This is a genomic window from Rhizobium sp. BK176 (assembly GCF_024808055.1).
The window spans coordinates 137,364-161,344 of record NZ_JANUBV010000006.1; the positions used below are offsets into that span (position 1 = coordinate 137,364).

Sequence of the window (23,981 nt, forward strand, 5' to 3'; positions counted from 1 at the left end):
CTTGATGGAAACATCGATCGTGCAGGGACGGCGGAGCGCAGGGGTCAAAGGCTTCGCCCCAAAAATCAGGAGAGCAGGATGACGAAATCATTTCAATTCGGTCTGCTGACCGCGTCGATGCTGGCGCTGTCGAGCGGTGCCGCCTTTGCCGATTATGAACTCAATATTCTTCACATCAACGATTTCCATTCGCGCATCGAGTCGATCAACAAGTTCGATTCCACCTGCTCTGCCGAGGAGGAAGGCAAGAAGGAATGCTTCGGTGGCGCCGCCCGCCTGAAGACCGCGATCGACCAGCGCCGCAACGCCCTTGATGGCAAGAACGTGCTGCTGCTCAATGCTGGCGACAATTTCCAGGGCTCGCTTTTCTACACGACCTACAAGGGCGCCGCCGAAGCCGAAGTGCTGAACGACATGAAGTTCGACGTCATGACCGTCGGCAACCATGAGTTCGACGACAGCGAGGATGGTTTGGCAACCTTCCTCGACAAGGTGAAATTCCCTGTCATTTCAGCCAACGTGCTGGCCGGTGACGGCTCCAAGCTCGGCGACCGCATCAAGCCCTCGCTGGTGCTCGATGTCGGCGGCCAGAAGATCGGCATCGTCGGCGCAGTGACCAACGACACCGAAGAACTCTCCTCGCCCGGCCCGAAGGTGATGATCGCCGACGACGTGCAGACCATCACGGCAGCCGTCGAAGACCTGAAGAAGCAGGGTGTCAACAAGATCATCGCGTTGACCCATGTCGGCTATCCGCGCGACCTCGCGGCCATCGCCAAGATTCCCGATGTCGATGTTGTCGTCGGTGGCCATTCGCACAGCCTGCTGTCCAATACCGATCCGAAGGCGGAAGGCCCCTACCCGACGATGGTCGACAATCCCGGCGGTTACAAGGTGCCGGTGGTCCAGGCTGCGTCCTACAGCAAGTATCTCGGCGATCTCGTGGTCACCTTCGATGACAATGGCGTGGTCAAGGACGCCAAGGGCGATCCGATCCTGATCGATTCCTCGTTCACCCCTGATCCGACGCTCACCGCCCGGATCGCGGAACTCGCCAAGCCGATCGAGGAGCTGCGCAAGAAGGTCATCGGCTCCGCCGAAGCCCCGATCCAGGGCGACCGCACTGTCTGCCGTGTCGAGGAATGCTCGATGGGTAACCTCGTGGCCGATGCCATGCTCGACCGCGGCAAGAGCCAGGGCATGACCATCGCCATCCAGAATGGCGGCGGCCTGCGCGCATCGATCGATGCGGGCGACGTCACTCAGGGCGAAGTCATCACCGTTCTGCCGTTCCAGAATACGTTGGCGACCTTCCAGCTGACGGGCGCCGATATTCGCAAGGCATTGGAAAACGGCCTCGGCAAGATCGAAGAGGGCGCCGGCCGCTTCCCGCAGGTATCGGGCCTGAAATACACCTTCGACAAAACGAAGCCCGCCGGCAGCCGCCTCGTTTCGGTTGAGGTCAAGGACGGCGACGCCTTCGTACCGCTCGACGATCAGAAGACCTACGGCGTTGTCACCAACAACTTCATGCGCGCTGGTGGCGACGGCTACTCGATCTTCGAGACGGCAGGCAAGAACGCCTACGACTTCGGACCCGACCTTGCCGACGTGACGGCCGAATACCTGGCAGCGCACTCGCCCTACAAGCCCTACACCGACGGGCGTGTAACCGAAGTCGCAGCCTCCGGCACGCAAGCGCCGTCCGCAACGGAACCCGCGCCCGCCTCTCCGGCAGCCCCGGCAGCGCCCACCGCCGAAGCTCCAGCTGCACTTGCTCCCAACACGCCGACCAATCACGTGATCGCGGCCGGCGACACGCTCTGGGAACTCGCCAAGCAGTTCTACGGCGAGGGCGCGCTCTGGCAGAAGATCTCAGAAGCCAACGGCAAGCCGGCGCCGCGGCATCTGACGATCGGCAAGGAACTGCAGATTCCGTCGAAGTAAGACGATTTGTCTCGATCCGACGAGCCGGTCCGGGGGTTTCCCGAGCCGGCTTTTGTTCTATAGGGTGAACCATCGTGACCCGGCTGCGTATGAGCCGGGCAGACAAGATACCGGGGCTCACATGACGACTGTTGATACTGCACGCCGCCCGGCGGATCACCCGCCCGTGAAATCAGGCAAGGTGGGCGTCCTGCTCGTCAATCTCGGCACGCCCGATGGCACCGACTACACCTCGATGCGCCGTTACCTCCGGGAGTTCCTGACCGACAAGCGCGTCATCGAATGGTCGCCCTGGAAATGGTACCCGATCCTGTTCGGCATCGTCCTCAACACGCGCCCGCAGAAGGTGGGCAAGGCCTATGAGACGATCTGGAACAAGGACAGGAACGAAAGCTACCTGCGCACCTACACGCGCAACCAGTCCGACCTCATGGTCGAGCGCCTGCAGGACCTGCCTGACGTCAAGGTCGATTGGGCGATGCGCTACGGCACGCCCTCGATTCCCTCACGCATCCAGGCGCTGAAGGATGAAGGCTGCGACCGCATCGTGCTCTTCCCGCTCTATCCGCAATACGCCGCCGCAACGACGGCGACCGTCAACGACAAGGCCTTCCAGCATCTGCTCAAGATGCGCTGGCAGCCGGCGCTGCGCACCGTCCCCGACTATCATGACGACGAGACCTACATCGACGCGCTTGCCAATTCGGTGACGAACCACCTGGCGACGCTCGACTGGCAGCCGGACATGGTGGTCGCTTCCTTTCACGGCATTCCGATGTCCTACTTCAAGCTTGGCGATCCCTACTATTGCCAGTGCCAGAAGACCGGTCGCCTGTTGCGCGAACGGCTGGGACTTCCCGAAGACAAGTTCATGGTGACTTTCCAGTCCCGCTTCGGGCCGGAAGAGTGGCTGCAGCCCTACACCGACAAGACCGTCGAGAAGCTCGCACAGGACGGCGTCAAGAAGATCGCCGTCCTCAACCCCGGCTTCGTTTCCGACTGTCTGGAAACCTTGGAAGAAATCGCCGAGCAGGCCGCCCATTCCTTCCACGAGAACGGCGGCGAGAAGTTCGCGCACATCCCCTGCCTCAACGACAGCGAGGACGGCATGCGGGTGCTGGAAAAGGTCGTCCGCCGCGAACTGCTCGGCTGGGTCTGATCAGACGCCGCGCTTGTTGCCCCACAGCAGCACATGCAGCTGGGGCAGCACGCGGGCCTCGAACCACCGGTCCTCGGCCACCTTGTCGACCAGCCACAGCATCCTGTCCATGATGCCGTCGATATCGACGCGCGCGTCGTCGTCATCCGGCGGCGGTGGCGTATGGTTCCCTGGCTGCAAATAGACGGAGAGATCTGGATAACGCGCCGCCGCTTCTCGCGCATAGGCATAGTCGCGATCGTCGAAAACGACGATCTTCAGCGCGATCGCCGGCCCATTGCCAGCCAAGCGAAGACAGTCGTCGAACGCATCCCAATCCGTCGCCATACCGCTCGACGGCGGCTTCGGGCTCAGCACCAGCACATCGAGGTCGGCAAACCATTCCTTGGCGACGCTGCCCTGCGTCTCCAGCGCGAACTTGTAGCCTTGCGCGTGCCCATGCGCGATAAGACCGCCAAGCGGCTGGATCGCCGGGTTGCCACCCGAAAGCGAGACCATCAGCGGCTTGCCGCCGGAGAGCCGTGTCACATCAGCCCATATGCCATCAACAGTCATCGGCAGCCATTGATCGCGATACTCGCTATCGACAGCATGCAGGCTGTCGCACCACGAACAGCGGTAATCGCAGCCACCGGTTCGAACGAAGATGGTCGGCAGGCCGATCAGCACGCCCTCTCCCTGGATCGTCGGCCCGAAGATCTCGCTGACGCGGATCGGCGCCTCGCGAGCCCCACTCATGGCCGGTATTCCGCCCAGGTCTTCGGCGTCTCGCTGACACGCACGGCCGAGGTCTCCGGCAGCCGCTCCTTGCACCAGTTGTAGAAGTGCTTGGCAAGATATTCCGAGGTTACGCGATCATGGCCAAACACCTCGTTCAGGTGCCGATGGTCGAACCGTTCGTCGATGTAGCGCTTCAGCGGCGAAAGCTCATGATAGTCGCGCACGAAGCCGTTTTCATCGAGCTCGGCGGACGCAAGCTCGACCACGACGATGTAATTGTGCCCATGCAGCCGCGCACACTGGTGATCGGCAGGCAGATGCGTCAGCTGGTGAGAAGCGGAGAAGTGAAATTCCTTGGTGATGCGAAACATCACTTCACCTCCCTGGCCGAATAGCCAGACGTTGCGGCTTCCCAAAAATCCGGATCCTCGTATTCCGTCGGATCGGCGATGCCGGCCAGATGGAAAGCCTCGCGCCGCTCGACGCAGGTGCCGCAGCGTCCGCAATGGCGCGTGCCGCCCTTGTAGCAGGACCACGTCTCGGCAAACGGCGTCCCATGTTTCGCACCGTCGGTGACGATATCGGCCTTCGATATGTTAACGTAGGGAGCGAACAGCGAAACGCTGGCATAGCCGTCGAGCGCCTGGTTCTGCATCTCCTGGAAGGCATCGATGAAGCCTGGGCGACAATCGGGATAGATGAAATGGTCGCCGCCATGCACCGCGACAGCAACGGCATCCACCTTCTGGGCCGCCGCGAGGCCGAAAGCGATCGCCAGCATGATGGCGTTGCGGTTCGGCACCACGGTCGTCTTCATCGTCTCCTCGGCATAGTGCCCGTCTGGCACGTCAACGTCGTCGGTCAACGCCGATCCCGTCAGGTGCCGACCGATGGTCCGGATATCGATGATCTGATGGGGCACGCCGAGCCGCTTGGCACAGCCCGTGGCGAAGTCCAGTTCCTTGCGGTGGCGCTGTCCGTAGTCGAACGAAAGCAGGCTGATAAGCTGATGCTCCGCTGCGACCCTATGGGCAAGCGAAATGGAGTCCAATCCGCCGGAGCAGATGACGATAGTCTTCATGATGAGGATCCCTTGTTTTGACCGGGTGGGCTGCGACCGGTATTTCCTGCGGGTCTTCTAGGCCAAAGCGGCCCCGTTGTGAATAGCCAGCAGACTCCCCATATCGAATCCGTCAGTAAATGCCGTTGCCGGCCCAAGGATACTGGCGTTTGAGGTCGGCTCGTTTAAGGTTGCGTCAGTCGATTCTATCGCGGGGGAGTTTTATGGTTCTGGGCGGCTTCGATATCGTCGTCATTGCACTGGTAGTCTTTGTCATTCTCGTGCTGTTTGCCGGGATCAAGACAGTACCGCAGGGCTACCGCTACACGATCGAGCGCTTCGGTCGTTACACCCGAACCCTCGAGCCGGGCCTCAATCTGATCACCCCATTCATCGAGCGCGTGGGCGCCCGCATGAACGTCATGGAGCAGGTTCTCAATGTGCCGACGCAGGAGGTCATCACCAAGGACAACGCCTCCATCTCAACCGACGCTGTCGCCTTCTTCCAGGTTCTCAACGCTGCCGAGGCGGCCTATCAGGTCGCGCACCTCGAGAATGCCATTCTGAACCTGACGATGACCAACATCCGCACGGTCATGGGTTCCATGGATCTCGACGAGTTGCTGTCGAACCGTGACGCAATCAACGACCGGCTGTTGCGCGTCGTCGACGATGCGGTGCAGCCGTGGGGCATCAAGGTGACGCGCGTCGAGATCAAGGACATCCAGCCGCCGCGCGACCTCGTCGACGCCATGGCGCGGCAGATGAAGGCCGAACGCGAGAAACGTGCTCAGGTGCTCGAAGCGGAAGGTTCCCGCAACTCCCAGATCCTGCGGGCCGAGGGCGCCAAGCAGTCCGCCATTTTGCAGGCCGAGGGCCAGCGCGAAGCAGCCTTCCGCAACGCCGAGGCGCGAGAGCGTCTGGCCGAGGCTGAAGCCAAGGCAACGAAGATGGTGTCCGAAGCGATTGCCTCGGGCAACGTTCAGGCAATCAACTACTTCGTAGCTCAGAAATACACCGAAGCGCTGGCGTCGATCGGCACCGCCGGCAATTCCAAGGTGGTGCTGATGCCGATGGAGGCGTCTTCCCTCATCGGATCGCTTGGCGGTATCGGCGCGATTGCCAAGGAGGTCTTCGGCGATAACCCGACCCCGTCTGCGCCGCGCCCGCAGTCAACGCCGCGTACTGCTCCGGCCGTCAACCCTTTCAACCCGCCAACGGAGCGTTGAGCCATGATCGCCGCCCTTGTCGCGGAACTCGGACCCTGGAGTTGGTGGATCGCCGGCCTGATCCTGTTGGCCGCAGAATTGGTCGCGCCGGGCTTCTTCCTCATCTGGATCGGCCTTGCCGCCTTAATCGTCGGCATTCTGTCGCTGCTGTTCTGGGATAACAGCTTCTGGTTCTGGCAGGTGCAGGCCATCCTGTTTGCGCTGCTTGCCGTCGCGACAACCTTCATCGGCCGAAAGCTGACCCTGCAGCATGGCGAGACCGACCAGCCTTTCCTCAATCAGCGGGCAGAAAGCCTCGTCGGGCGCACGGCGACCTTGGCAGAGCCAATTCGCGAGGGGCGCGGACGCATTCGCCTTGACGATACGGTCTGGCGCGTCAGCGGCCCCGATCTGCCAGTGGGCACCAGGGTAAAGGTCGTGGCAAGCAGCGGCCGCGATCTGACCGTGGAGCCGGCCTGATCAGGCCACGCCGATCCGCAGCAGATCGTGGAAGTGCACGAGCCCGATCGGGCGATTGTCATCATCGACGACGATCAGCGCACCGATGCTGTGCTGGTTCAGCATTGCAAGAGCAGCCGTCGCCAGCACGGTCGCCTTCACTGTCTTCGGCGTCCGCGTCATGATGTCGTCGACCACCAGTTCGGAGAGGTTGCGCGTTAGATTACGCGCCAGATCGCCTTCCGTGATGATCCCGCAAAGGCGCTCGTTTTCGTCGAGAATGCCGACGCAGCCGAAATGCTTGCGAGACAACGTCGAGATCGCCACCGGCACCGGCGTTCCCCTCGCCACCAGCGGGACACGATCGCCCGTATGCATGATATCAGCGACATGGCTGAGGCTCGCGCCGAGCTTTCCGCCCGGATGGAACACATGGAAATCGCGCGCCGTGAAGCCCCGTGCCTCGAGCAATGCAATGGCAAGCGCATCACCCATGGCAAGCTGCATCAGCGTCGACGTCGTCGGCGCAAGTCCATGCGGGCAGGCTTCCTCTTCGTTCGGCATCAAAAGAATGATGTCCGAGGCGGCGGCGAGCGACGATTTCTCAGAGCAAGTGACGGCAATCAGCGGAATCGAAAACCGGCGCGTATAGGCGATGATGCTGCGAAGCTCAGCGCTCTCTCCGCCCTTGGAGAGGGCAAGCACGACATCAGTCGTGCCGATCATGCCGAGATCGCCGTGATTGGCCTCTGCAGCGTGGACGAAGAACGCGGGCGTGCCTGTTGACGCCAGCGTCGCAGCGATCTTCACACCGATATGGCCGCTTTTGCCGACGCCGGTAACGATGACGCGACCGGAGATCCCGGTGATCGTCTCGACTGCGCGCATGAAGGAGACCGCAAGGGCATCGTCAAATGCGCGCTCCAATGCTTCAAGCGCCCGCCTCTCGGTATCGATCGTCCGTCTGGCGGACTCCAGGACACCGTTTTCGATGACATTTATCGCTCTTTTGGTCATGGCACTGCGTTAGCGGTTTTCACCGGCTGAGTCCATTGGCTGATCCGCAGGGCATACCGGCGCAACGAATGGTTAACCACAAGCCTTTACGTTCGGGTAACGCTTCGAAGCATGCCAGGATAGACATGGGCCATTGGAAGGATACGAGCAGTCTCACGCCGCTCCGCGCGGCGGGCTTTGCCGTATCCATAGCTCTGACTGTTGGCGCCGTCTTCGCGTCTCAACCCGCAGTTGCTCAGTCGATGCCGGTCTCCAACAGCGCGATACGCTCGTCCAATGCACCGGTTACCGCGGCGGCGGAAGATGAAAGCGATATCCCTGAAGGACCGACCGCCATCCCGACGATAACCGAAAGTCCGACGTCAGGAGCAAACGCCGCCCCCATTGCAGCTGGCGATCAGAAGCCGAGCGATGAAACCACCGGCGCAATTCTCGACGAGGACATGATACGCCTGAACACGCGCGAGGCGCCGCTCGACGAGCGGCTGCCAAGCCGCAAACCGGAACCCAACCCGGCAACCGAGGAAACGCCCGGCATCCACATCGGCACCTTCGTGCTGCGTCCGACCGTTACCCAGAGCATCAACACCGAGACCCAGAAAGACGCCGGCACCAAGCAGACGCGTGCGTTTCTCGAAACAGACATGCACGCGACGCTGACTTCGGACTGGGCGTTGCATCAGCTTTTGGTGACCACCGACGGCGCTTGGCAAAAGAACGTCAGCGGCGAAGGCGAGGAGCAGCCGGATTTCAGGATCAACGGTGATCTGCGCCTCGACCTTCCGCAGGACACGACAGCCCACATAATCGGTGGCTACCATTTCTACCGCGAAGACACAGATGATCCGAATGCCCTGCAGAACGCCGACAAGCAATCCGATGTCCAGGAATTCAGCACCGGCGCCTCGATCGAGCGCGACTTCGGCATCCTGCGTGGCAGCACCGGCATCGATCTGGTCCGCACGATTTACTCCGACGCCACCTTGGCGGACGGCACCACGGTTTCCCTGAGCGATCGCAACGAGACCAACGGCACGATCCGCGGCCGTATCGGCTATGAGCTGTCCCCGGCCTTGATCCCGTTTGTCGAGGCCAATGTCGGCAAGACGGTCTATGACCAGAGTGTTGACTCCGCCGGCTTCCGCCGTTCGGGGGACAGCTATGGCGCCAAGGTCGGTGTCGAACTCGACATGGGCGAAAAACTTCGCGGCGAGGTTGGAATCGGCTATGAGACTGCGACCTTCGACGACGACCGCCTCTCGGACATCGATACAGCCGTCGTGGACGCACAACTGCTGTGGTCGCCGCTGAGGGGTACCGACATTAACATCGGCCTGCTGACCAGCATCAACCCGTCGACGACCGCCGGAGAATCCGGCTACGTATCCCATGCCTTGACGACGGGCGTCACGCATCAGTTGCGAGACAATCTGACGGGCACCGTGCTTGGCGGCATTACCTATCGCGACTATCCTTCGGACAGCCCGACAAGTGATGAAACGGTCTACACCACGAGTGCCGGTCTGACCTGGAACATCAACCGATATCTCGATCTGACCAGCACCATCGGCTACGAGCTGACGTCACGCAAGACGAGCAGCGACTCCGAGCAGTGGCGGGCCGGCGTCGGCCTCAAACTCAAGCGCTGAAACGAGATCCGCCTCCAAGTGGGAGGCTTGGAGGCGGATCCAGTTCGTTCAGTCGGCGGCCTGCTTCAGAGGCCCTTCAGCAGTTCCTTGAAGCCGCTTTCGACCGTCGGGCGAATATCCGCGCGTTCCAGCGCGAAGGCCACGTTGGCGAGGATGAAGCCGTCCTTGGCGCCGCAGTCGTAAGTCGTGCCGCGGAAGTGATAGCCCGCGAAGGTCTGATCCTTGAGCAACTTCAGCATGCCGTCGGTCAGCTGGATTTCGTTGCCGGCGCCGCGTTCCTGGGTTTCCAGGATCTTGAACACCTCAGGCTGCAGGATGTAGCGACCGTTGATGAAGTAGTTCGACGGAGCGGTGCCCTTGGCCGGCTTCTCGACCATGCTGGTGATGCGGAAGCCCTCGCCGACCGCGTCGCCGACACCGACGATACCGTACTTGTGAGCCTGATCGGGGGCGCACTCCTCGACGGCGATGATGTTGCCGCCGCTCTGGGCATAAAGATCGATCATGCCCTTCATGCAGCCCTTGCCTTCGCTCTTCATGATCATGTCGGGCAATAGCAGCGCGAACGGCTCGTTGCCGACGATCTCGCGGGCGCACCAGACGGCGTGGCCGAGACCAAGCGGCTCCTGCTGGCGGGTGAAGCTGACCGTACCAGCCTTGGGAAGCTGGCCGGCAAGCAGCGTCATTTCCGCCTGCTTGCTGCGCTCGCGCAGGGTCTGCTCGAGCTCGAAGTGGATATCGAAGTAATCTTCGATGATGTGCTTGTTACGGCCGGTGACGAAAACGAAATGCTCGATGCCCGCTTCCAGTGCTTCGTCGACCACATACTGAATGATCGGTTTGTCGACGACAGTCAGCATTTCCTTCGGCACGGCTTTCGTGGCCGGGAGAAAGCGAGTCCCGAGACCCGCAACCGGAAATACAGCTTTGCGAACTTTTTTATGCTCTGCCACACAATCCTCCTGCGATGATTTCATCGCTTGAAATAAAAGGCAATTTTGATTGGACTAGATGAGATTTGCTACGGTTTTGCAAATGGTGACTGCGTTCCTAGGTCATGGTAAAGAATTTGTTGACTTCGTTCAGGTAGTCTCAGGCCTGAGCGGAACCTCGCGCTCTGCTGTGCCTGAAACGAAAGGACGGATGACCGCCGATGACTCAAAATCACAGAAACTCCCTTCGTGGTCTTGCTCTAGCACTCATCGTGACCGCGTCCGCCGGTCTGGCTCCGCTCAACGCGAAAGCCGATCAGCGGTTCCAGAAGTGGATCGCGGACTTCTATCAAACAGCCGCTCAAAATGGCATCAGCAAGGCAACCTATCGCAAAGCCTTCGCAGGCGTCAGCGATCCGGACCCGACGGTCCTTGAAAAGGCGGCCTATCAGCCTGAATTCACGACGAAAATCTGGGACTATGTTGATTCCCGTGTAAATCCGTACACGGTTCAGATCGGTCGTCAGATGGCGGTCAAATACGCCTCGACACTGAATTCAGTTCAGCGCCAGTTCGGCGTCGACAAGACGATTCTCCTCGCAATTTGGTCGATGGAGTCCAACTATGGTGCGGTTCTCGACAAGGATGACCGCCTGCACTACGTGCCGCGGGCGCTCGCGACGCTCGCCTACGCCGACGAACGGCGGGCGAAATTCGCCAAGAAGCAGCTGATTGCAGCGCTGAAGATTCTGCAGAATGGCGATATCTCGCCGGATGGCATGACCGGTTCCTGGGCGGGCGCGATGGGCCACACCCAGTTCATTCCGACGAGCTACCTGCTATACGCGGTCGATGCCGACGGTAACGGTCACCGCGATATCTGGAACTCCGTGCCGGATGCCCTGGCGACATCTGCCAACCTGCTGAGGAAGAACGGCTGGGACGCGGGCAAGACCTGGGGATATGAGGTCGTAGTACCCCCCGCTGCACGCAAGCAGGCTGGGAAGACCCATACGCTGGCACAGTGGGCCTCCCTTGGCCTGACCCGCCCGAACGGCAAGAGCTTCCGTGACGGCGGCAGCAACGCCGTGCTAAAAATGCCTGCCGGACCAAACGGCCCAGGCTTCCTGATGACAGCCAACTTCTTCACCATCAAGAACTATAACGCCTCGGACAGCTACGCCATCGCGGTTGGACTGCTGGCTGATGAGATAGCCGGCTACGGTGGCATGAAACAGCCCTGGCCGCGACCGGACGGTACGCTTGATATGAAGCAAAAGTTCGAATTGCAGACGCGCCTGAAGACGCTCGGCTATTACGACGGCGAGGTCGACGGGAACTTCGGCAGCGGATCCAAGGCCGCAATCGCGGCGGTCCAGGCACGCATGGGAATGCAGCAGGATGGCGAGCCATCGCTGCCGCTGCTCAACGCGCTTCGCAAGTAGACGGAATAATCAGCAACATGCATTTTGGGGTGTGGACGCGAGTTCCCGCTCCATGCCAGAATACCGGCAGATGCGAGGCTGCTGATTATGCGTAAACGAGTAAACCGGGTAACGCTCCGCTGGGGTGCGATCGGCACCGCGACGCTGGTGGTTTTCTTCAGCGCTCTCCCGGTGCAGGTCGCCGACGCCCAGGAGCGCTATTACTATCGCCGCTCGATTCTCGATTTCTTCCTCGGTCGCCGCTACATCCAGGAGTATCCGCCGCAGCAGGCGCCGTCTCAGAACGCGCCACAGCGACAGCCTGCGCCGAGGAAGAAGGCCGCAGCGCCGAAAGCGGCTGCATCTCCCCGTCCTACCGCTCCCGCCGTCGTTGAGGAAAAGGTCGTCGAGAAGCTTGCCAATGCCCAGAAGATTCTCGTCGTCGGCGATTTTCTCGCTGGCGGTCTCGGCGTCGGCATGGACGCCGCGTTCAGGGATTCTCCCGGCGTCGTCGTCGAGACGCACAGCAACGTCGCCTCCGGTCTGGTCCGAGACGACTACTATGACTGGCCACAGCAACTGACAAAGCTCATGGACGAGACAAAGCCCGCCATGGTCATCGTCATGCTCGGCGCGAATGACCGTCAGCAGATGGTGACGGATATCGGCAAGGAGAAGTTCAGGACCGATGGTTGGTATGCCGAATATCAGCGGCGCGTCGTAGCCTTCGGCCAGCAGGTCACCAGCCGCAAGATCCCGTTGCTCTGGGTCGGCCTGCCGGCCTTCGATTCGCCGGCGATGACCGCCGATGCCGTGCAGCTGAACCAACTGTTCCGCAAGCAGATGGAGGGGGTCGGCGGCGAGTTTGTCGATATCTGGGACGGTTTCGTCAGCGAAGGCGGCGAGTTTATCGTCACCGGGTCCGACATCAATGGCCAGCAGGTGCGACTGCGCACTTCGGACGGTATCAACCTCACCGAGGCCGGCCGGCGCAAGCTTGCCTTCTATGTCGAGAAGCCTGTGCGCCGCATTCTCGGGGTGCAGGCAAGCCCGGACCTCGTTCGCCTCGACACAGGCAACGCACCGGCGATCGACGCCGTGGCAATGCCCGGCCGCACCGAACCGATCAGCCTCTCCGACCCCAACCTGGACGGCGGCGCGGAACTTCTTGGCGGCAGAGCCTTCCCGGTCAGCGCCACCAAGTCACCACGCGATCTACTGGTTCAGGACGGCGAGATGGCGGCTCCCCCCGCGGGTCGCGTTGATGACTACCGCATGGCACCAATGAAGCCCACGGCTCAGGTCACCATTAAATAGTCCGGCCGCTTGATGCAGCTCAAGTGCAGCGGAAGCGCCGGCTGAATCCGGTCCGGATGCGACGAAAAAGGGCCGCTCAAAGCGGCCCTAAATCCAACCATCAACTATGTAGCTTACCGCGGCAGAACCGTCGAACCCATCAGCGCTTCGTCGATGGAGCGCGCGGCCTGGCGGCCCTCGCGGATCGCCCAGACCACCAGCGACTGGCCGCGGCGCACGTCGCCCGCCGTCCAGAACTTGTCAACCGAGGTCTTGTAGTCCTTATCGTTGGCAACGACGTTGGTCGAGCCGCGGCGGTCGGTGTTGAGCGTGAGCTTGCCGTCGAGCTCCTTCAGCACGCTGTCCTTGAATGGGCCGCTGAAACCGATCGCGATGAAGGCGAGATCGGCCTTGATGATGAACTCCGTGCCGGCAATCGGCTTGCGGCGCTCATCAACTTCGCAGCACTTGACGCCGGTCAGGACGCCGTCTTCGCCGACGAATTCGAGCGTCGCGACCTGGAACTCCCGGATCGCGCCTTCGGCCTGCGAGGACGAGGTGCGCATCTTGGTCGCCCAGAACGGCCAGACAGCGAGCTTGTCTTCCTTCTCCGGCGGCTGCGGGCGGATGTCGAGCTGCGTGACCTTCACTGCGCCCTGACGGAACGCCGTGCCGACGCAGTCCGACGCGGTATCGCCGCCGCCGACGACGACGACATGCTTGGCGCCTGCCAGGATCGGATCGGACGCCCAGCCGACGCTGTCGATGTTTTCGCGGCCGACGCGCTTGTTCTGCTGTACGAGGTACGGCATCGCATCGTGGACACCGGAAAACTCGATGCCGGGAATGCCCGCTTCGCGCGGCGTTTCCGAACCACCGCAATAGAGCACCGCGTCGTAGTCGGCGAGCAGCTGCTCGACCTTCACGTCGACGCCGACATTGACGCCACAGTGGAAGGTGACGCCCTCGCCCTTCATCTGCTCGACACGGCGATCGATGAAGTTCTTCTCCATCTTGAAGTCGGGGATACCGTAGCGCAGCAGGCCGCCGGGCTTCGATTCGCGCTCGTAGAGGTGAACCTCGTGACCTGCACGACCGAGCTGCTGGGCAGCCGCCATGCCGGCCGGGCCGGAACCAATGATCGCAACCTTCTTGCCGGTGTGAATCGTGGCCGGCTGCGGCCGGATGAAGCCGAGCTCGTAGGCCTTGTCAGCGATCGCCTGTTCGACGGTCTTGATCGCAACCGGCGTGTCTTCGAGGTTCAGCGTGCAGGCTTCCTCACAAGGCGCCGGGCAGACGCGGCCGGTGAACTCCGGGAAGTTGTTCGTGGAATGCAGGTTCTGGATCGCCGCTTCCCAGTTGTTGTTGTAGACGAGGTCGTTCCAATCAGGAATCTGGTTATGAACAGGACAACCGGTCGGACCGTGGCAATACGGGATGCCACAGTCCATGCAGCGGGCGGCCTGTTTCTGTACTTCCTGGTCTGACATCGGGATCGTGAATTCGCGGAAATGCCGAATGCGATCCGATGCAGGCTGATACTTCGCCACCTGCCGGTCGATTTCCAGAAACCCTGTGACCTTACCCATATTTTCGTCCCTCATCATCTCAAAGCCCAAGACCCAGAGGTCCCCAGTACCAGTAGGCGAGTCCCATGACCGCACCCAGGGCTATAAATTCCGTTTTCAGGTCACCGCTGAGATATGAAGTCCCGGCGAAAACTGCGACGGCGAGGCACAGAGATATAAAGAGGTGGAATAGTGACCATCGATTTTTCATCAGCGTCCTTTCCGGTATCTCTGTGCCCCTCGTCTGAGCAGCTGTAGACCTAGCGATTCAAGAGCATTACTCCGCCGCAATTCCCATACGGGCGCGTTCCATCTCTTCCAGGGCACGGCGGTATTCGACCGGCATGACCTTGCGGAACTTCGGACGGTAGTCGGCCCAGTTGTCCAGGATCTGCATGGCGCGGGTGGAGCCCGTGTAGTGCAGATGGTTGGAGATCAGCTGGTAGAGACGCTCCTCGTCGTGGCGCGTCATGTCACCGGAGACGTCGACGCGTCCCTTGTGCATGAGGTCGCCGCCGTGATGATGCAGCTTCTCGAGCATGTCGTCTTCCTCCGGCACCGGCTCGAGCTCGACCATCGCCATGTTGCAGCGCTTGGCGAAATCGCCGGCCTCATCGAGCACGTAGGCAACGCCACCGGACATGCCGGCCGCGAAATTACGACCCGTTTGGCCGAGAACGACAACGACACCGCCCGTCATGTATTCGCAGCCGTGGTCGCCCACGCCTTCGACGATGGCGATCGCACCCGAGTTGCGGACCGCGAAGCGCTCGCCCGCGACACCGCGGAAGTAGCACTCACCCTCGGTCGCACCGTAGAGAACGGTGTTGCCGACGATGATCGACTCTTCCGCGACGATCTTCGAATTCTCCGGCGGCCGGACGATGATCTTGCCGCCCGAAAGGCCCTTGCCGACATAGTCGTTGCCATCACCGATCAGGTTGAAGGTGATGCCGCGTGCCAGGAAGGCGCCGAACGACTGGCCGGCCGTGCCTTTGAGCGTCACGTTGATCGTATCGTCCTTGAGGCCACGGTGGTTATAGCGCTTGGCAACTTCACCCGACAGCATCGCGCCCGCCGAACGGTCGACGTTCTTGATATCGGCCTCGAAGGATACAGGCGTCTTCGAAGCAAGTGCCGGCTCGGCTTCCGCGATCAGCTTGCGATCGAGAATGTCGTCGATCGGGTGCTTCTGGCGCGTCGTCCAGTAGGTGGCTTCCTTCGGCGCTTCGACCTTGTGGAAGATGCGGCTGAAGTCAAGACCCTTGGACTTCCAGTGCGCCAGCATCTCGTCCTTCTCGAGCAGCTCCGAAGCACCGATGATGTCATCGAGCCTGGTGAAGCCGAGCGAGGCGAGGATCTCGCGCACTTCGTTGGCGACGAAGAAGAAGTAGTTGACGACGTGCTCCGGCGTGCCCTTGAAGCGCTTGCGCAGAACCGGATCCTGCGTGGCAACGCCGACAGGACAGGTGTTCAGGTGGCACTTGCGCATCATGATGCAGCCGGCGGCGATCAGTGGCGCGGTCGCGAAGCCGAACTCGTCGGCACCGAGAAGCGCACCGATGATGACGTCGCGGCCGGTCTTCAGGCCACCATCGACCTGTAGCGCGATGCGCGAACGCAGGCCATTAAGCACCAGCGTCTGCTGCGTCTCGGCAAGGCCGATTTCCCACGGAGAACCCGCGTGCTTCAGCGAGGTCAGCGGCGATGCGCCGGTGCCGCCGTCGAAGCCGGAGACCGTGATGTGGTCGGCGCGCGCCTTGGCAACGCCGGCGGCAACCGTACCGACGCCGACTTCCGAGACGAGCTTGACCGACACGTCGGACGTCGGGTTGACGTTCTTCAGGTCGTAGATCAGCTGCGCCAGATCTTCGATCGAGTAGATGTCGTGGTGCGGCGGCGGCGAGATCAGGCCGACACCCGGCGTCGAGTGACGGGTCTTGGCAACGGTCGCGTCGACCTTGTGGCCGGGCAGCTGGCCGCCTTCGCCGGGCTTGGCGCCCTGCGCGACCTTGATCTGCAGCATGTCGGCGTTGACGAGATACTCGGTCGTGACACCGAAGCGTCCCGATGCGATCTGCTTGATCGCCGAGCGTTCCGGGTTGGACGAACCGTCCGGCAGCGGCATGTAGCGGTCGGACTCTTCGCCGCCCTCGCCGGTGTTGGACTTGCCGCCGATCTTGTTCATCGCGATCGCCAGCGTCGTATGCGCCTCGCGGCTGATCGAGCCGAAGGACATGGCGCCGGTCGAGAAGCGCTTGACGATCTCGGCGGCAGGCTCCACGTCGTCGACCGAAACCGGCTTGCGGCCCAGCTGATCGGCGCTCTTGATGTTGAAGAGGCCACGGATCGTGTTCATGCGCAGCGCCGAGGTGTTCACCATCTCGGCGAACTCGCGGTAGCGGTCCTCAGCATTGCCGCGAACGGCGTGCTGCAGCGTGGCCACCGCATCCGGCGTCCAGGCATGGCTTTCGCCGCGCATGCGGTAGGCATACTCACCACCGATATCGAGCGTGGTCGCCAGCAGCGGGTCCTTGCCGAAGGCGGAGTTGTGACGGGCAACGGTCTCTTCGGCGATATCAGTGAGATCGACGCCTTCGATCATCGTCGCAGTGCCGAAGAAATACTTGTCGACCAGTTCCTGCTGCAGGCCGATCGCATCGAAGATCTGACCGCCGCAATAGGATTGATAGGTCGAGATGCCCATCTTCGACATGACCTTGAGGATGCCCTTACCGACCGCCTTGATGTAGCGGTAGACGACTTCAGACGCGTCCACTTCCTTCGGGAACTCGCCCTTGGCATGCATGTCGAGCAGCGTGTCGAAGGCAAGGTAAGGGTTGATCGCTTCGGCGCCATAGCCCGCGAGCAGGCAGAAGTGATGCACTTCGCGCGGCTCGCCGGTCTCGACGACGAGGCCGACCGAGGTGCGCAGGCCCTTGCGGATCAGGTGATGGTGGACGGCTGCGGTCGCGAGCAGCGCCGGGATCGCGATACGGTCCGGTCCGATCTGGCGGTCTGACAGCACGATGATGTTGTAGCCGCCCTTGACCGCCGCTTCCGCGCGCTCACAAAGACGGTCGAGCATCTCCGGCATGCCTTCGGCGCCACGCTCGACGTCGTAGGTGAAGTCGAGCGTCTTGGTGTCGAAGCGGTCTTCCGTGTGACCGATCGAGCGGATCTTCTCGAGATCGCCGTTGGTCAGGATCGGCTGACGCACTTCCAGGCGCTTGGCGTTCGCCATGCCGGTGTGGTCGAGAATGTTCGGACGCGGCCCGATGAACGAAACGAGGCTCATCACGAGCTCTTCGCGGATCGGGTCGATCGGCGGGTTGGTGACCTGCGCGAAGTTCTGCTTGAAGTAGGTGTAGAGCAGCTTCGACTTTTCAGACATCGCCGAGATCGGCGTGTCTGTACCCATCGAGCCGACAGCTTCCTGACCCGTCGTCGCCATCGGCGACATCAGGATCTTGGTGTCTTCGGTGGTGTAGCCGAAAGCCTGCTGGCGGTTAAGCAGCGACACGTCGCGGCGCAGCGCGCGTGGCTCCACCGGCTTCAGCTCTTCCAGAATTAACTGCGTGCGATCGAGCCACTGTCCATACGGATGCTTGGTCGCAAGCTCGGTCTTCAACTCCTCGTCGGAGATGATCTTGCCCTTTTCCATGTCGATCAGCAGCATCTTGCCCGGCTGCAGGCGCCACTTCTTGACGATGTCCTCTTCGGCCACCGGCAGCGTGCCGGCTTCCGACGCGAGGATGACGCGATCATCAGATGTGACGAGATAGCGGGCCGGACGCAGGCCGTTGCGGTCGAGCGTCGCGCCGATCTGCTTGCCGTCGGTGAATGCGACAGCCGCCGGGCCGTCCCACGGCTCCATCAGGGCAGCGTGATATTCGTAGAACGCCTTGCGCTCCTTCGACATCGACTGGTTGCCGGCCCAGGCCTCCGGGATCAGCATCATCACGGCATGGGCCATGGAATAGCCGCCGCGCACAAGGAACTCGAGCGCGTTGTCGAAGCAGGCCGTGTCCGACTGGCCTTCATAGGAGATCGGCCAAAGCTTGGAGATGTCGTCGCCGAAGAGCGGCGAGGAAACCGATGCCTGGCGCGCCGCCATCCAGTTGACGTTGGAGCGCAGCGTGTTGATTTCGCCGTTGTGGGCGACCATGCGATAAGGATGCGCCAACTTCCAAGACGGGAAGGTGTTGGTCGAGAAGCGCTGATGCACGAGGGCGACAGCGCTTTCGAACCGCGGGTCCGACAGATCCTTATAATAAGCGCCCACCTGGTAGGCCAGGAACATGCCCTTGTAGACGATCGTCGCCGACGAGAGCGACACGGGGTAGAAGTGGCTCTCCTCACCGTCGAATTCGTCGTAGATGCGGTTGGAAATCACCTTGCGCAGCGTAAACAGGCGGCGTTCGAATTCATCGGTGGTCGCGGCATCGTCGCCGGCGCCGATGAATATCTGACAGTGATGCGGTTCGGTAGCGGCGATATCGGGCGCCTTCGACAGCGACGTGTTGTCGACGGGCACGTCGCGGAAGCCGATGAGAACCTGGCCCTCTTCGGAGATGACGTCCTGCATCACCTTCTTGAAATGCGCGATCTGCTTTTCGTCGCGCGGCATGAAGATATGACCGACGCCATACTCACCCGCCTTTGGAAGGGTAATGCCCTGCTTGGCCATTTCCTCGCGGAAGAAGCGGTCTGGGATCTGGACGAGAATACCGGCGCCATCGCCCATCAGCGGATCGGCGCCGACGGCACCACGGTGCGTCAGGTTCTCGAGAATGAAGAGACCGTCCTTGACGATCTGGTGCGACTTCTGACCCTTCATGTGGGCGACAAAGCCGACGCCGCAGGCATCATGCTCGTTGCGCGGATCGTAGAGGCCCTGTTTTCGCGGCAAACCGGAGGCGAATTTACGCGCATTGGCCGTCGCGCGCGTCGTTGCTGCTGCGAACTGGTCAAAACCCGTGGATGGCGTCTTCGTCATCTTTCCCTCCTGTCAGAGCCCGCGGGGACTGCGGCGGCTCTTTGCCCCGCACCGTCCCTGATCCTAGGTTCGGCGCGTGACAGCGCTGTTGCATTAATCGAAGATCCGGTCGCCGGCGGCAGGCTCTCCAGGGAAAGCAGCCGTTGCGCTCCTGCGCCTGCCATTCCGCCTCCGCACACGGGCATTCGCCCGTATTTTGGAGAACTATAGCGTGAAACCCTACAAGTGTAAGGTTTTTTGGCATCTCCTCGGCCATCGCGGCCAAATAGGACAGCAACCCTGTCCTAATTCACTCGATCTATGCCAGAAACATATGGTCCATGCAAGACGGTAAAATCAAAAAATCGGCGCCTCGCGACCGAATATTGCCAATAGAATCGTTTCTGGCGACAGAAAATTACGCAGCTTCGCATCATTTTGTTTATTGATTGCTGAAGTCAATTTTTGTGATGGATTCCGCGCCGGCCCTTTGACCAGCCGAAATGTTGGCGTAATGTCGCCCCCCGAACCTGATCTCCCACCACATCCCAAGCGGTCCCCATCCATGTATTTTGCATCCGACAACTGGGCAGGCGCCCATCGATCCATCGCCGAACGTCTGCTCAGGGAGTCCGACGGCTTTGCCGCAGCCTATGGCGCAAGTGATCTCGACCGCCGTGTCGAGCGCCGCTTTGCGGAAGTCTTCGAACGCGACGTTGCAGTGCTTTTCGTTGGCACCGGCACGGCAGCGAACTCGCTTTCGCTCGCGAGCGTTCAACGGCCAGGCGGCATCACCTTCTGTCATTCCGAGGCGCATGTGATTGCCGACGAATGCGGCGCCCCCGACTTCTTCAGCGGCGCCCGTCTGCTTGGCGTTCCAGGCGCCGAGGGAAAGATCGACCCGGAAAAGCTCAAGGAGAAGATCGCAGCCTTCCCGCAGACCGCCGTGCAGCACGGCCGGGCAACGGCGGTCACGATCACACAGGCAACCGAGGCCGGTACCGTCTATTCCCTCGCCGAAATCGATGAGATCGCCGAGATCGCCCAGAAAGACAAACTGCCTCTCCATATGGACGGCGCACGCTTTGCCAATGCCCTCGTCTCCCTCGGCGTCAGCGCGGCCGAGATGACCTGGAAGCGCGGCATCGACATGCTGTCCTTCGGCGCCACGAAGAATGGATGCTGGTGCGCGGAAGCGATCGTGTTCTTCAATCCGGAGAAAGCGAGGGAAATGCCGTTCATCCGCAAGCGCGCCGCCCAGCTGTTCTCGAAGTCCCGCTTCATCGCGGCCCAGTTCGACGCCTATTTCGAGAACGATCTCTGGCTCGATCTCGCTCGCCATGCAAACGGCATGTCCGATCGCCTGCGCGCCGGCATCACGGCAAGCAACGGGTCACGGCTTGCCTGGCCGACCTCCGCCAACGAAGTCTTCGCCATCATTCCGAAAAGCGCTGCGAAACAGGCAGAGGAAAAAGGCGCCAAGTTCTATGCATGGCCGGTCCCGCCGGCGACACCCCAGCTAGTCGGCCCGGATCAAACCCTGATCCGGCTCGTCACCAGCTTCGCGACTGAAGAGGCGGACGTCGACGGCTTCCTTGCCTGCCTTGCAGGCTGAATTCCCGGACTCAATTCTGATGGCCCGTCACGGCGGATTGCGGCTTGCCGCTATCCGTCGTTTTCGCGTCGTGTCCCGCCACGACAATCAGCATCACACAGGCAACCAGCCCGGATACGAAGAGTACGCCATACGTCATCGGTCCGTTCTCCTTGCCCCGAAGATCGACCATGGGAGATGGGAGACTAGGCGCCGAACCTGACCAGATGACTAAGCTACAGGGTTGAGAGCGCCTTAAAATGGTAAGCAGCCCATTAACTTTTACGCGGGAGTACGATCGAAACTTGCGCCCTTCAGATCGCCCTGACGTGTGCGGTACTGAATATCGGCCCACTGGCTGCCACGCCAAAACCGCGCTATCTCGGACTGCGCCCTGATACCGAAAAGCGAGAAATACTGATGAAGATCCGTCCTGAACAGCCTAGCGACATTGTGGCGATCCGCCAGCTGACCAAAGCGGCCTTCGCGCAGATGGAGTACAGCAGTCAAACCGAAGCCGAGATCGTTGACGCACTCCGCAAAGCGAACGCTTTGACAATCTCGCTCGTCGCTGTCGAAGACGCTGCCGTCATCGGACATGTCGCCTTCTCGCCCGTTACGATCGACGATGAAGACATGGACTGGTATGGACTTGGGCCGGTTTCGGTGATGCCCGACCGCCAGGGCGAGGGCATTGGCGGAAAGCTCATTCGCGACGGCCTGGCGCGGCTCACAGATATCGGCGCCAAGGGTTGCGTCGTTCTCGGCGATCCCGGCTACTACACCCGCTTCGGCTTTCAGAATGACGCCAACCTGATCTTTGAGGCGGCTCCGCCCGAATATTTCATGCGCTTAGTGTTCGACGGCCCCACGCCCGCAGGTAAAGTCAGCTACCACGACGGTTTCAACGCCACGTGACGGGGACGCTGATCTCGCTAGACAGGTCGTGAAACCGGCTTCCAACGTTTGTTCGGCAGCCAACCGGCTTCTTTCTGTCATGCGTTGGTGCGAAGACTACGCACCTTGCCGAGAATATCGTCCGATAGCGCTGACACCAGTGCCTGGTCCGCTCCCTTGCGCGGCACCAGCACGAACTCTACATCCTCAAGCACGGGCAGCCTGCCTTTGCCGATTTCCTTCAACCCGGACGGCGCCATGCTTCGCGGCTGTACCAGCACCCCCATGCCCGCCCGCGCCGCCGCAGTCAGGCCGCTCAGGCTGCCGCAGGTGCAGACGATGCGCCAGGCGGTTCGGGTGCGGCCCAGCGCCTCGAGCGCAATGCTGCGCGTCACGCTCGGCGGAGGGAAGGCGATCAATGGCAGCGGCCCGGCGCCCAACACGTGCTCCGGATCACGCGCCAGCCAGACGAGCGGCTCGCGGTAGACCAGACGCCCGCGGGCGTCCCCCAGCCGGCGCTTCGCCAACACCAGGTCGATCTCGCCATTGTCCTGCATCTCGTAGAGCGTACCGGAGAGCGCCACCGTCAACTCCAGATCGACTGAGGGGTGCGAACGCACGAAATCCTCGAGTACGGCCGGAAGCTGGCTGGTCACGAAATCTTCCGACACACCGAGCCGAAGATTCCCGCGCAGCTTCTGCCCTCTGAATTGTGAGTGGACCTGTGCCTCGATCGCCAGCATCGCCCGGGCATGGCTAAGCAGCGCCTCGCCGTCGGTGGTCAACAGCACCTTATGGGTGTCACGCGCCAGCAGACGCCGGCCCACTGCGCTTTCGAGCCGCTGGATATGCTGGCTGACCGTCGACTGTCCGAGGCCAAGCCGCTCCGCGGCAAGCGTGAAGCTTCCCATCTGTTCGACGGCAACAAAACTGCGCAGTTGCGTAAGATCCAGCATGTTAATCCAGAAACACAATAACTGTTATTCGTTGCATCCTGTATCATAATGGAAGAAAGACAGATGATCCACTGCTCACGAAGAGTATTCGTCATGCGCCGTTTTCTGCCCGATAGCTTCACAACCCTATTGGTTTGCACGGTCGTCCTTGCCTCGCTGTTACCGGCGAGAGGGGCCTTCGCCGGCTACTTCGGGATCGCGACGAACCTAGCCATCGCCCTGCTCTTCTTCCTGCATGGTGCCCGCCTCTCCCGCGATGTGGTGATCGCCGGTCTTCTGCACTGGCGGCTCCACCTCGTTATCCTGCTGACGACGTTCGGCCTCTTCCCGATCCTTGGCCTCGGTCTCGGTTTCGTGCCTGATTGGATCTTGCCGAAGCCGCTCTACCTCGGGCTCCTGTACCTCAGCGTCCTGCCATCGACGGTGCAATCCTCGATCGCCTTCACCTCTATGGCTGGCGGCAATGTCCCGGCCGCTATTTGCTCGGCCTCGGCATCGAACATCTTTGGCATGTTCCTGACGCCGCTGCTGGTCGGCCTGCTGTTTTCCGTCGGCGGCCATGGCGGCTTCTCCTGGGATGCGCTGCAGCAGATCCTCTTGCAGCTGTTGCTGCCCTTCGTCGTCGGCCAGGTGCTGGAGCCTTGGATCGGCGGCTGGATCCGCGCAAAGAAGAAGCTGTTGATGCCTGTCGACCGGGGCTCGATCTTGATGGTCGTCTATCTCGCCTTCAGCACGGCCGTCGTCGAGGGATTGTGGCACACCTTCTCGATCGGCGATATCGCGGCGGTCATCGTCGCCGACACCGCTCTGCTCGCCTTCGTGCTCTGTTTCACCATGTACGGGAGCCGTTTGCTGGGCTTCAACAAGGCCGACGAGATCACCATCACCTTCTGCGGCTCGAAAAAGAGCCTCGCCAGCGGCGCGCCGATGGCGAGCGTGATCTTCGCCGGTCAATCGATCGGCGCGATCGTGCTGCCGCTGATGCTGTTCCACCAGATACAGCTGATGGTCTGCGCCGTGATCGCGCAGAAATATGCGGCAAAGGCCGCGCACCGGATCACCGAAGAAGAAGCCGAAGAAGCAGCAAGCCCCGCCTGACGTTGGCCAATAAGAAAGC

The 23,981-nt window shown here is 61.4% G+C and carries 19 protein-coding genes; 10 read left to right on the forward strand and 9 right to left on the reverse strand.

The window, feature by feature from the left end:
* Positions 1–78 precede the first annotated feature (78 nt).
* Together FHT76_RS19755 and hemH are read left to right on the forward strand one after the other, a co-directional pair.
* Positions 79–1,947 carry a 5'-nucleotidase C-terminal domain-containing protein gene (locus FHT76_RS19755; RefSeq protein WP_183862222.1) on the forward strand — a complete coding sequence of 623 codons (1,869 nt, stop codon included), beginning with the start codon at positions 79–81 and terminating at the stop codon, positions 1,945–1,947.
* Positions 1,948–2,068: 121 nt separating this feature from the next.
* On the forward strand, positions 2,069–3,106 hold the full coding sequence (hemH, locus tag FHT76_RS19760) for a ferrochelatase (protein WP_183862224.1): 1,038 nt from the start codon (positions 2,069–2,071) through the stop codon (positions 3,104–3,106).
* Here hemH and queE read toward each other — a convergent pair whose 3' ends face one another.
* The 3 genes from queE to queC are packed head-to-tail and all read right to left on the reverse strand — an operon-like array spanning position 3,107 to position 4,907.
* Positions 3,107–3,844: a 7-carboxy-7-deazaguanine synthase QueE gene (gene queE / locus FHT76_RS19765; RefSeq protein WP_183862226.1), complete on the reverse strand. Its 738-nt coding sequence runs from the start codon at positions 3,842–3,844 to the stop codon at positions 3,107–3,109. It abuts the gene before it with no gap.
* Positions 3,841–4,197, reverse strand: coding sequence for a 6-carboxytetrahydropterin synthase QueD (gene queD / locus FHT76_RS19770; RefSeq protein ID WP_183862228.1), 357 nt, complete (start codon positions 4,195–4,197; stop codon positions 3,841–3,843). The genes queE and queD overlap by 4 nt, the downstream gene beginning before the upstream one ends.
* Positions 4,197–4,907 (reverse strand): 7-cyano-7-deazaguanine synthase QueC, encoded by a 711-nt coding sequence (queC, locus tag FHT76_RS19775; RefSeq protein WP_183862230.1) that lies wholly within the window; start codon positions 4,905–4,907, stop codon positions 4,197–4,199. Before queC ends, queD begins: the two co-directional genes overlap by 1 nt.
* Positions 4,908–5,110: 203 nt before the next feature.
* On the opposite strand from queC, the gene FHT76_RS19780 reads away from it, so the two are divergent.
* Both FHT76_RS19780 and FHT76_RS19785 read left to right on the forward strand, forming a co-directional pair.
* Positions 5,111–6,115 carry an SPFH domain-containing protein gene (locus tag FHT76_RS19780; protein ID WP_183862231.1) on the forward strand — a complete coding sequence of 335 codons (1,005 nt, stop codon included), beginning with the start codon at positions 5,111–5,113 and terminating at the stop codon, positions 6,113–6,115.
* A gap of 3 nt (positions 6,116–6,118) precedes the next feature.
* Positions 6,119–6,574, forward strand: coding sequence for an NfeD family protein (locus tag FHT76_RS19785; protein WP_183755784.1), 456 nt, complete (start codon positions 6,119–6,121; stop codon positions 6,572–6,574).
* On the opposite strand, the gene FHT76_RS19790 is transcribed toward FHT76_RS19785, so the two are convergent.
* The gene (locus FHT76_RS19790) at positions 6,575–7,570 is read right to left on the reverse strand and encodes an SIS domain-containing protein (RefSeq protein ID WP_183862233.1); all 996 of its coding nucleotides are present in this window, start codon (positions 7,568–7,570) and stop codon (positions 6,575–6,577) included. It abuts the gene before it with no gap.
* 125 nt (positions 7,571–7,695) lie between these two features.
* Here FHT76_RS19790 and FHT76_RS19795 point away from each other — a divergent pair, with 125 nt between their 5' ends.
* Positions 7,696–9,219, forward strand: coding sequence for an outer membrane beta-barrel protein (locus FHT76_RS19795; RefSeq protein WP_259185772.1), 1,524 nt, complete (start codon positions 7,696–7,698; stop codon positions 9,217–9,219).
* 65 nt (positions 9,220–9,284) lie between these two features.
* Here FHT76_RS19795 and galU read toward each other — a convergent pair whose 3' ends face one another.
* Positions 9,285–10,172 (reverse strand): UTP--glucose-1-phosphate uridylyltransferase GalU, encoded by an 888-nt coding sequence (gene galU / locus FHT76_RS19800; RefSeq protein WP_016557108.1) that lies wholly within the window; start codon positions 10,170–10,172, stop codon positions 9,285–9,287.
* Positions 10,173–10,372: 200 nt separating this feature from the next.
* On the opposite strand from galU, the gene FHT76_RS19805 reads away from it, so the two are divergent.
* Positions 10,373–11,596, forward strand: a complete 1,224-nt coding sequence (locus FHT76_RS19805) for a lytic murein transglycosylase (protein ID WP_183755787.1) — start codon at positions 10,373–10,375, stop codon at positions 11,594–11,596.
* Between the two features lie 87 nt (positions 11,597–11,683).
* Positions 11,684–12,892, forward strand: a complete 1,209-nt coding sequence (locus FHT76_RS19810; RefSeq protein WP_183862237.1) for a DUF459 domain-containing protein — start codon at positions 11,684–11,686, stop codon at positions 12,890–12,892.
* Between the two features lie 113 nt (positions 12,893–13,005).
* Here the strand turns inward: FHT76_RS19810 and FHT76_RS19815 are convergent, their stop codons facing one another.
* Both FHT76_RS19815 and gltB read right to left on the reverse strand, forming a co-directional pair.
* Positions 13,006–14,460 carry a glutamate synthase subunit beta gene (locus FHT76_RS19815; protein WP_183755789.1) on the reverse strand — a complete coding sequence of 485 codons (1,455 nt, stop codon included), beginning with the start codon at positions 14,458–14,460 and terminating at the stop codon, positions 13,006–13,008.
* Positions 14,461–14,716: 256 nt separating this feature from the next.
* On the reverse strand, positions 14,717–19,438 hold the full coding sequence (gene gltB, locus FHT76_RS19820) for a glutamate synthase large subunit (RefSeq protein WP_183862239.1): 4,722 nt from the start codon (positions 19,436–19,438) through the stop codon (positions 14,717–14,719).
* Positions 19,439–19,982: 544 nt separating this feature from the next.
* Here gltB and FHT76_RS19825 point away from each other — a divergent pair.
* Positions 19,983–21,032 (forward strand): low specificity L-threonine aldolase, encoded by a 1,050-nt coding sequence (locus FHT76_RS19825; protein ID WP_183862241.1) that lies wholly within the window; start codon positions 19,983–19,985, stop codon positions 21,030–21,032.
* Between the two features lie 10 nt (positions 21,033–21,042).
* On the opposite strand, the gene FHT76_RS19830 is transcribed toward FHT76_RS19825, so the two are convergent.
* Positions 21,043–21,171 (reverse strand): hypothetical protein, encoded by a 129-nt coding sequence (locus FHT76_RS19830; protein WP_259128832.1) that lies wholly within the window; start codon positions 21,169–21,171, stop codon positions 21,043–21,045.
* Between the two features lie 260 nt (positions 21,172–21,431).
* Here FHT76_RS19830 and FHT76_RS19835 point away from each other — a divergent pair, with 260 nt between their 5' ends.
* Positions 21,432–21,929, forward strand: a complete 498-nt coding sequence (locus FHT76_RS19835) for a GNAT family N-acetyltransferase (protein WP_183862243.1) — start codon at positions 21,432–21,434, stop codon at positions 21,927–21,929.
* A gap of 77 nt (positions 21,930–22,006) precedes the next feature.
* Here the strand turns inward: FHT76_RS19835 and FHT76_RS19840 are convergent, their stop codons facing one another.
* On the reverse strand, positions 22,007–22,864 hold the full coding sequence (locus FHT76_RS19840) for a LysR substrate-binding domain-containing protein (protein WP_183862245.1): 858 nt from the start codon (positions 22,862–22,864) through the stop codon (positions 22,007–22,009).
* 93 nt (positions 22,865–22,957) lie between these two features.
* Here FHT76_RS19840 and FHT76_RS19845 point away from each other — a divergent pair, with 93 nt between their 5' ends.
* Positions 22,958–23,962: a bile acid:sodium symporter family protein gene (locus FHT76_RS19845; RefSeq protein ID WP_016557099.1), complete on the forward strand. Its 1,005-nt coding sequence runs from the start codon at positions 22,958–22,960 to the stop codon at positions 23,960–23,962.
* The last annotated feature ends 19 nt before the right edge of the window (positions 23,963–23,981 follow it).

What these genes read in the sequence shown, in the direction of transcription:
- FHT76_RS19755 (WP_183862222.1), top strand. Translation starts at nt 79, where the DNA reads ATGACGAAATCATTTCAATTCGGTCTGCTGACCGCGTCGATGCTGGCG.
- hemH (WP_183862224.1), top strand. Translation starts at nt 2,069, where the DNA reads ATGACGACTGTTGATACTGCACGCCGCCCGGCGGATCACCCGCCCGTG.
- queE (WP_183862226.1), bottom strand. Translation starts at nt 3,844, where the DNA reads ATGAGTGGGGCTCGCGAGGCGCCGATCCGCGTCAGCGAGATCTTCGGG.
- queD (WP_183862228.1), bottom strand. Translation starts at nt 4,197, where the DNA reads ATGTTTCGCATCACCAAGGAATTTCACTTCTCCGCTTCTCACCAGCTG.
- queC (WP_183862230.1), bottom strand. Translation starts at nt 4,907, where the DNA reads ATGAAGACTATCGTCATCTGCTCCGGCGGATTGGACTCCATTTCGCTT.
- FHT76_RS19780 (WP_183862231.1), top strand. Translation starts at nt 5,111, where the DNA reads ATGGTTCTGGGCGGCTTCGATATCGTCGTCATTGCACTGGTAGTCTTT.
- FHT76_RS19785 (WP_183755784.1), top strand. Translation starts at nt 6,119, where the DNA reads ATGATCGCCGCCCTTGTCGCGGAACTCGGACCCTGGAGTTGGTGGATC.
- FHT76_RS19790 (WP_183862233.1), bottom strand. Translation starts at nt 7,570, where the DNA reads ATGACCAAAAGAGCGATAAATGTCATCGAAAACGGTGTCCTGGAGTCC.
- FHT76_RS19795 (WP_259185772.1), top strand. Translation starts at nt 7,696, where the DNA reads ATGGGCCATTGGAAGGATACGAGCAGTCTCACGCCGCTCCGCGCGGCG.
- FHT76_RS19805 (WP_183755787.1), top strand. Translation starts at nt 10,373, where the DNA reads ATGACTCAAAATCACAGAAACTCCCTTCGTGGTCTTGCTCTAGCACTC.
- FHT76_RS19810 (WP_183862237.1), top strand. Translation starts at nt 11,684, where the DNA reads ATGCGTAAACGAGTAAACCGGGTAACGCTCCGCTGGGGTGCGATCGGC.
- FHT76_RS19815 (WP_183755789.1), bottom strand. Translation starts at nt 14,460, where the DNA reads ATGGGTAAGGTCACAGGGTTTCTGGAAATCGACCGGCAGGTGGCGAAG.
- gltB (WP_183862239.1), bottom strand. Translation starts at nt 19,438, where the DNA reads ATGACGAAGACGCCATCCACGGGTTTTGACCAGTTCGCAGCAGCAACG.
- FHT76_RS19825 (WP_183862241.1), top strand. Translation starts at nt 19,983, where the DNA reads ATGTATTTTGCATCCGACAACTGGGCAGGCGCCCATCGATCCATCGCC.
- FHT76_RS19830 (WP_259128832.1), bottom strand. Translation starts at nt 21,171, where the DNA reads ATGACGTATGGCGTACTCTTCGTATCCGGGCTGGTTGCCTGTGTGATG.
- FHT76_RS19835 (WP_183862243.1), top strand. Translation starts at nt 21,432, where the DNA reads ATGAAGATCCGTCCTGAACAGCCTAGCGACATTGTGGCGATCCGCCAG.
- FHT76_RS19840 (WP_183862245.1), bottom strand. Translation starts at nt 22,864, where the DNA reads ATGCTGGATCTTACGCAACTGCGCAGTTTTGTTGCCGTCGAACAGATG.
- FHT76_RS19845 (WP_016557099.1), top strand. Translation starts at nt 22,958, where the DNA reads ATGCGCCGTTTTCTGCCCGATAGCTTCACAACCCTATTGGTTTGCACG.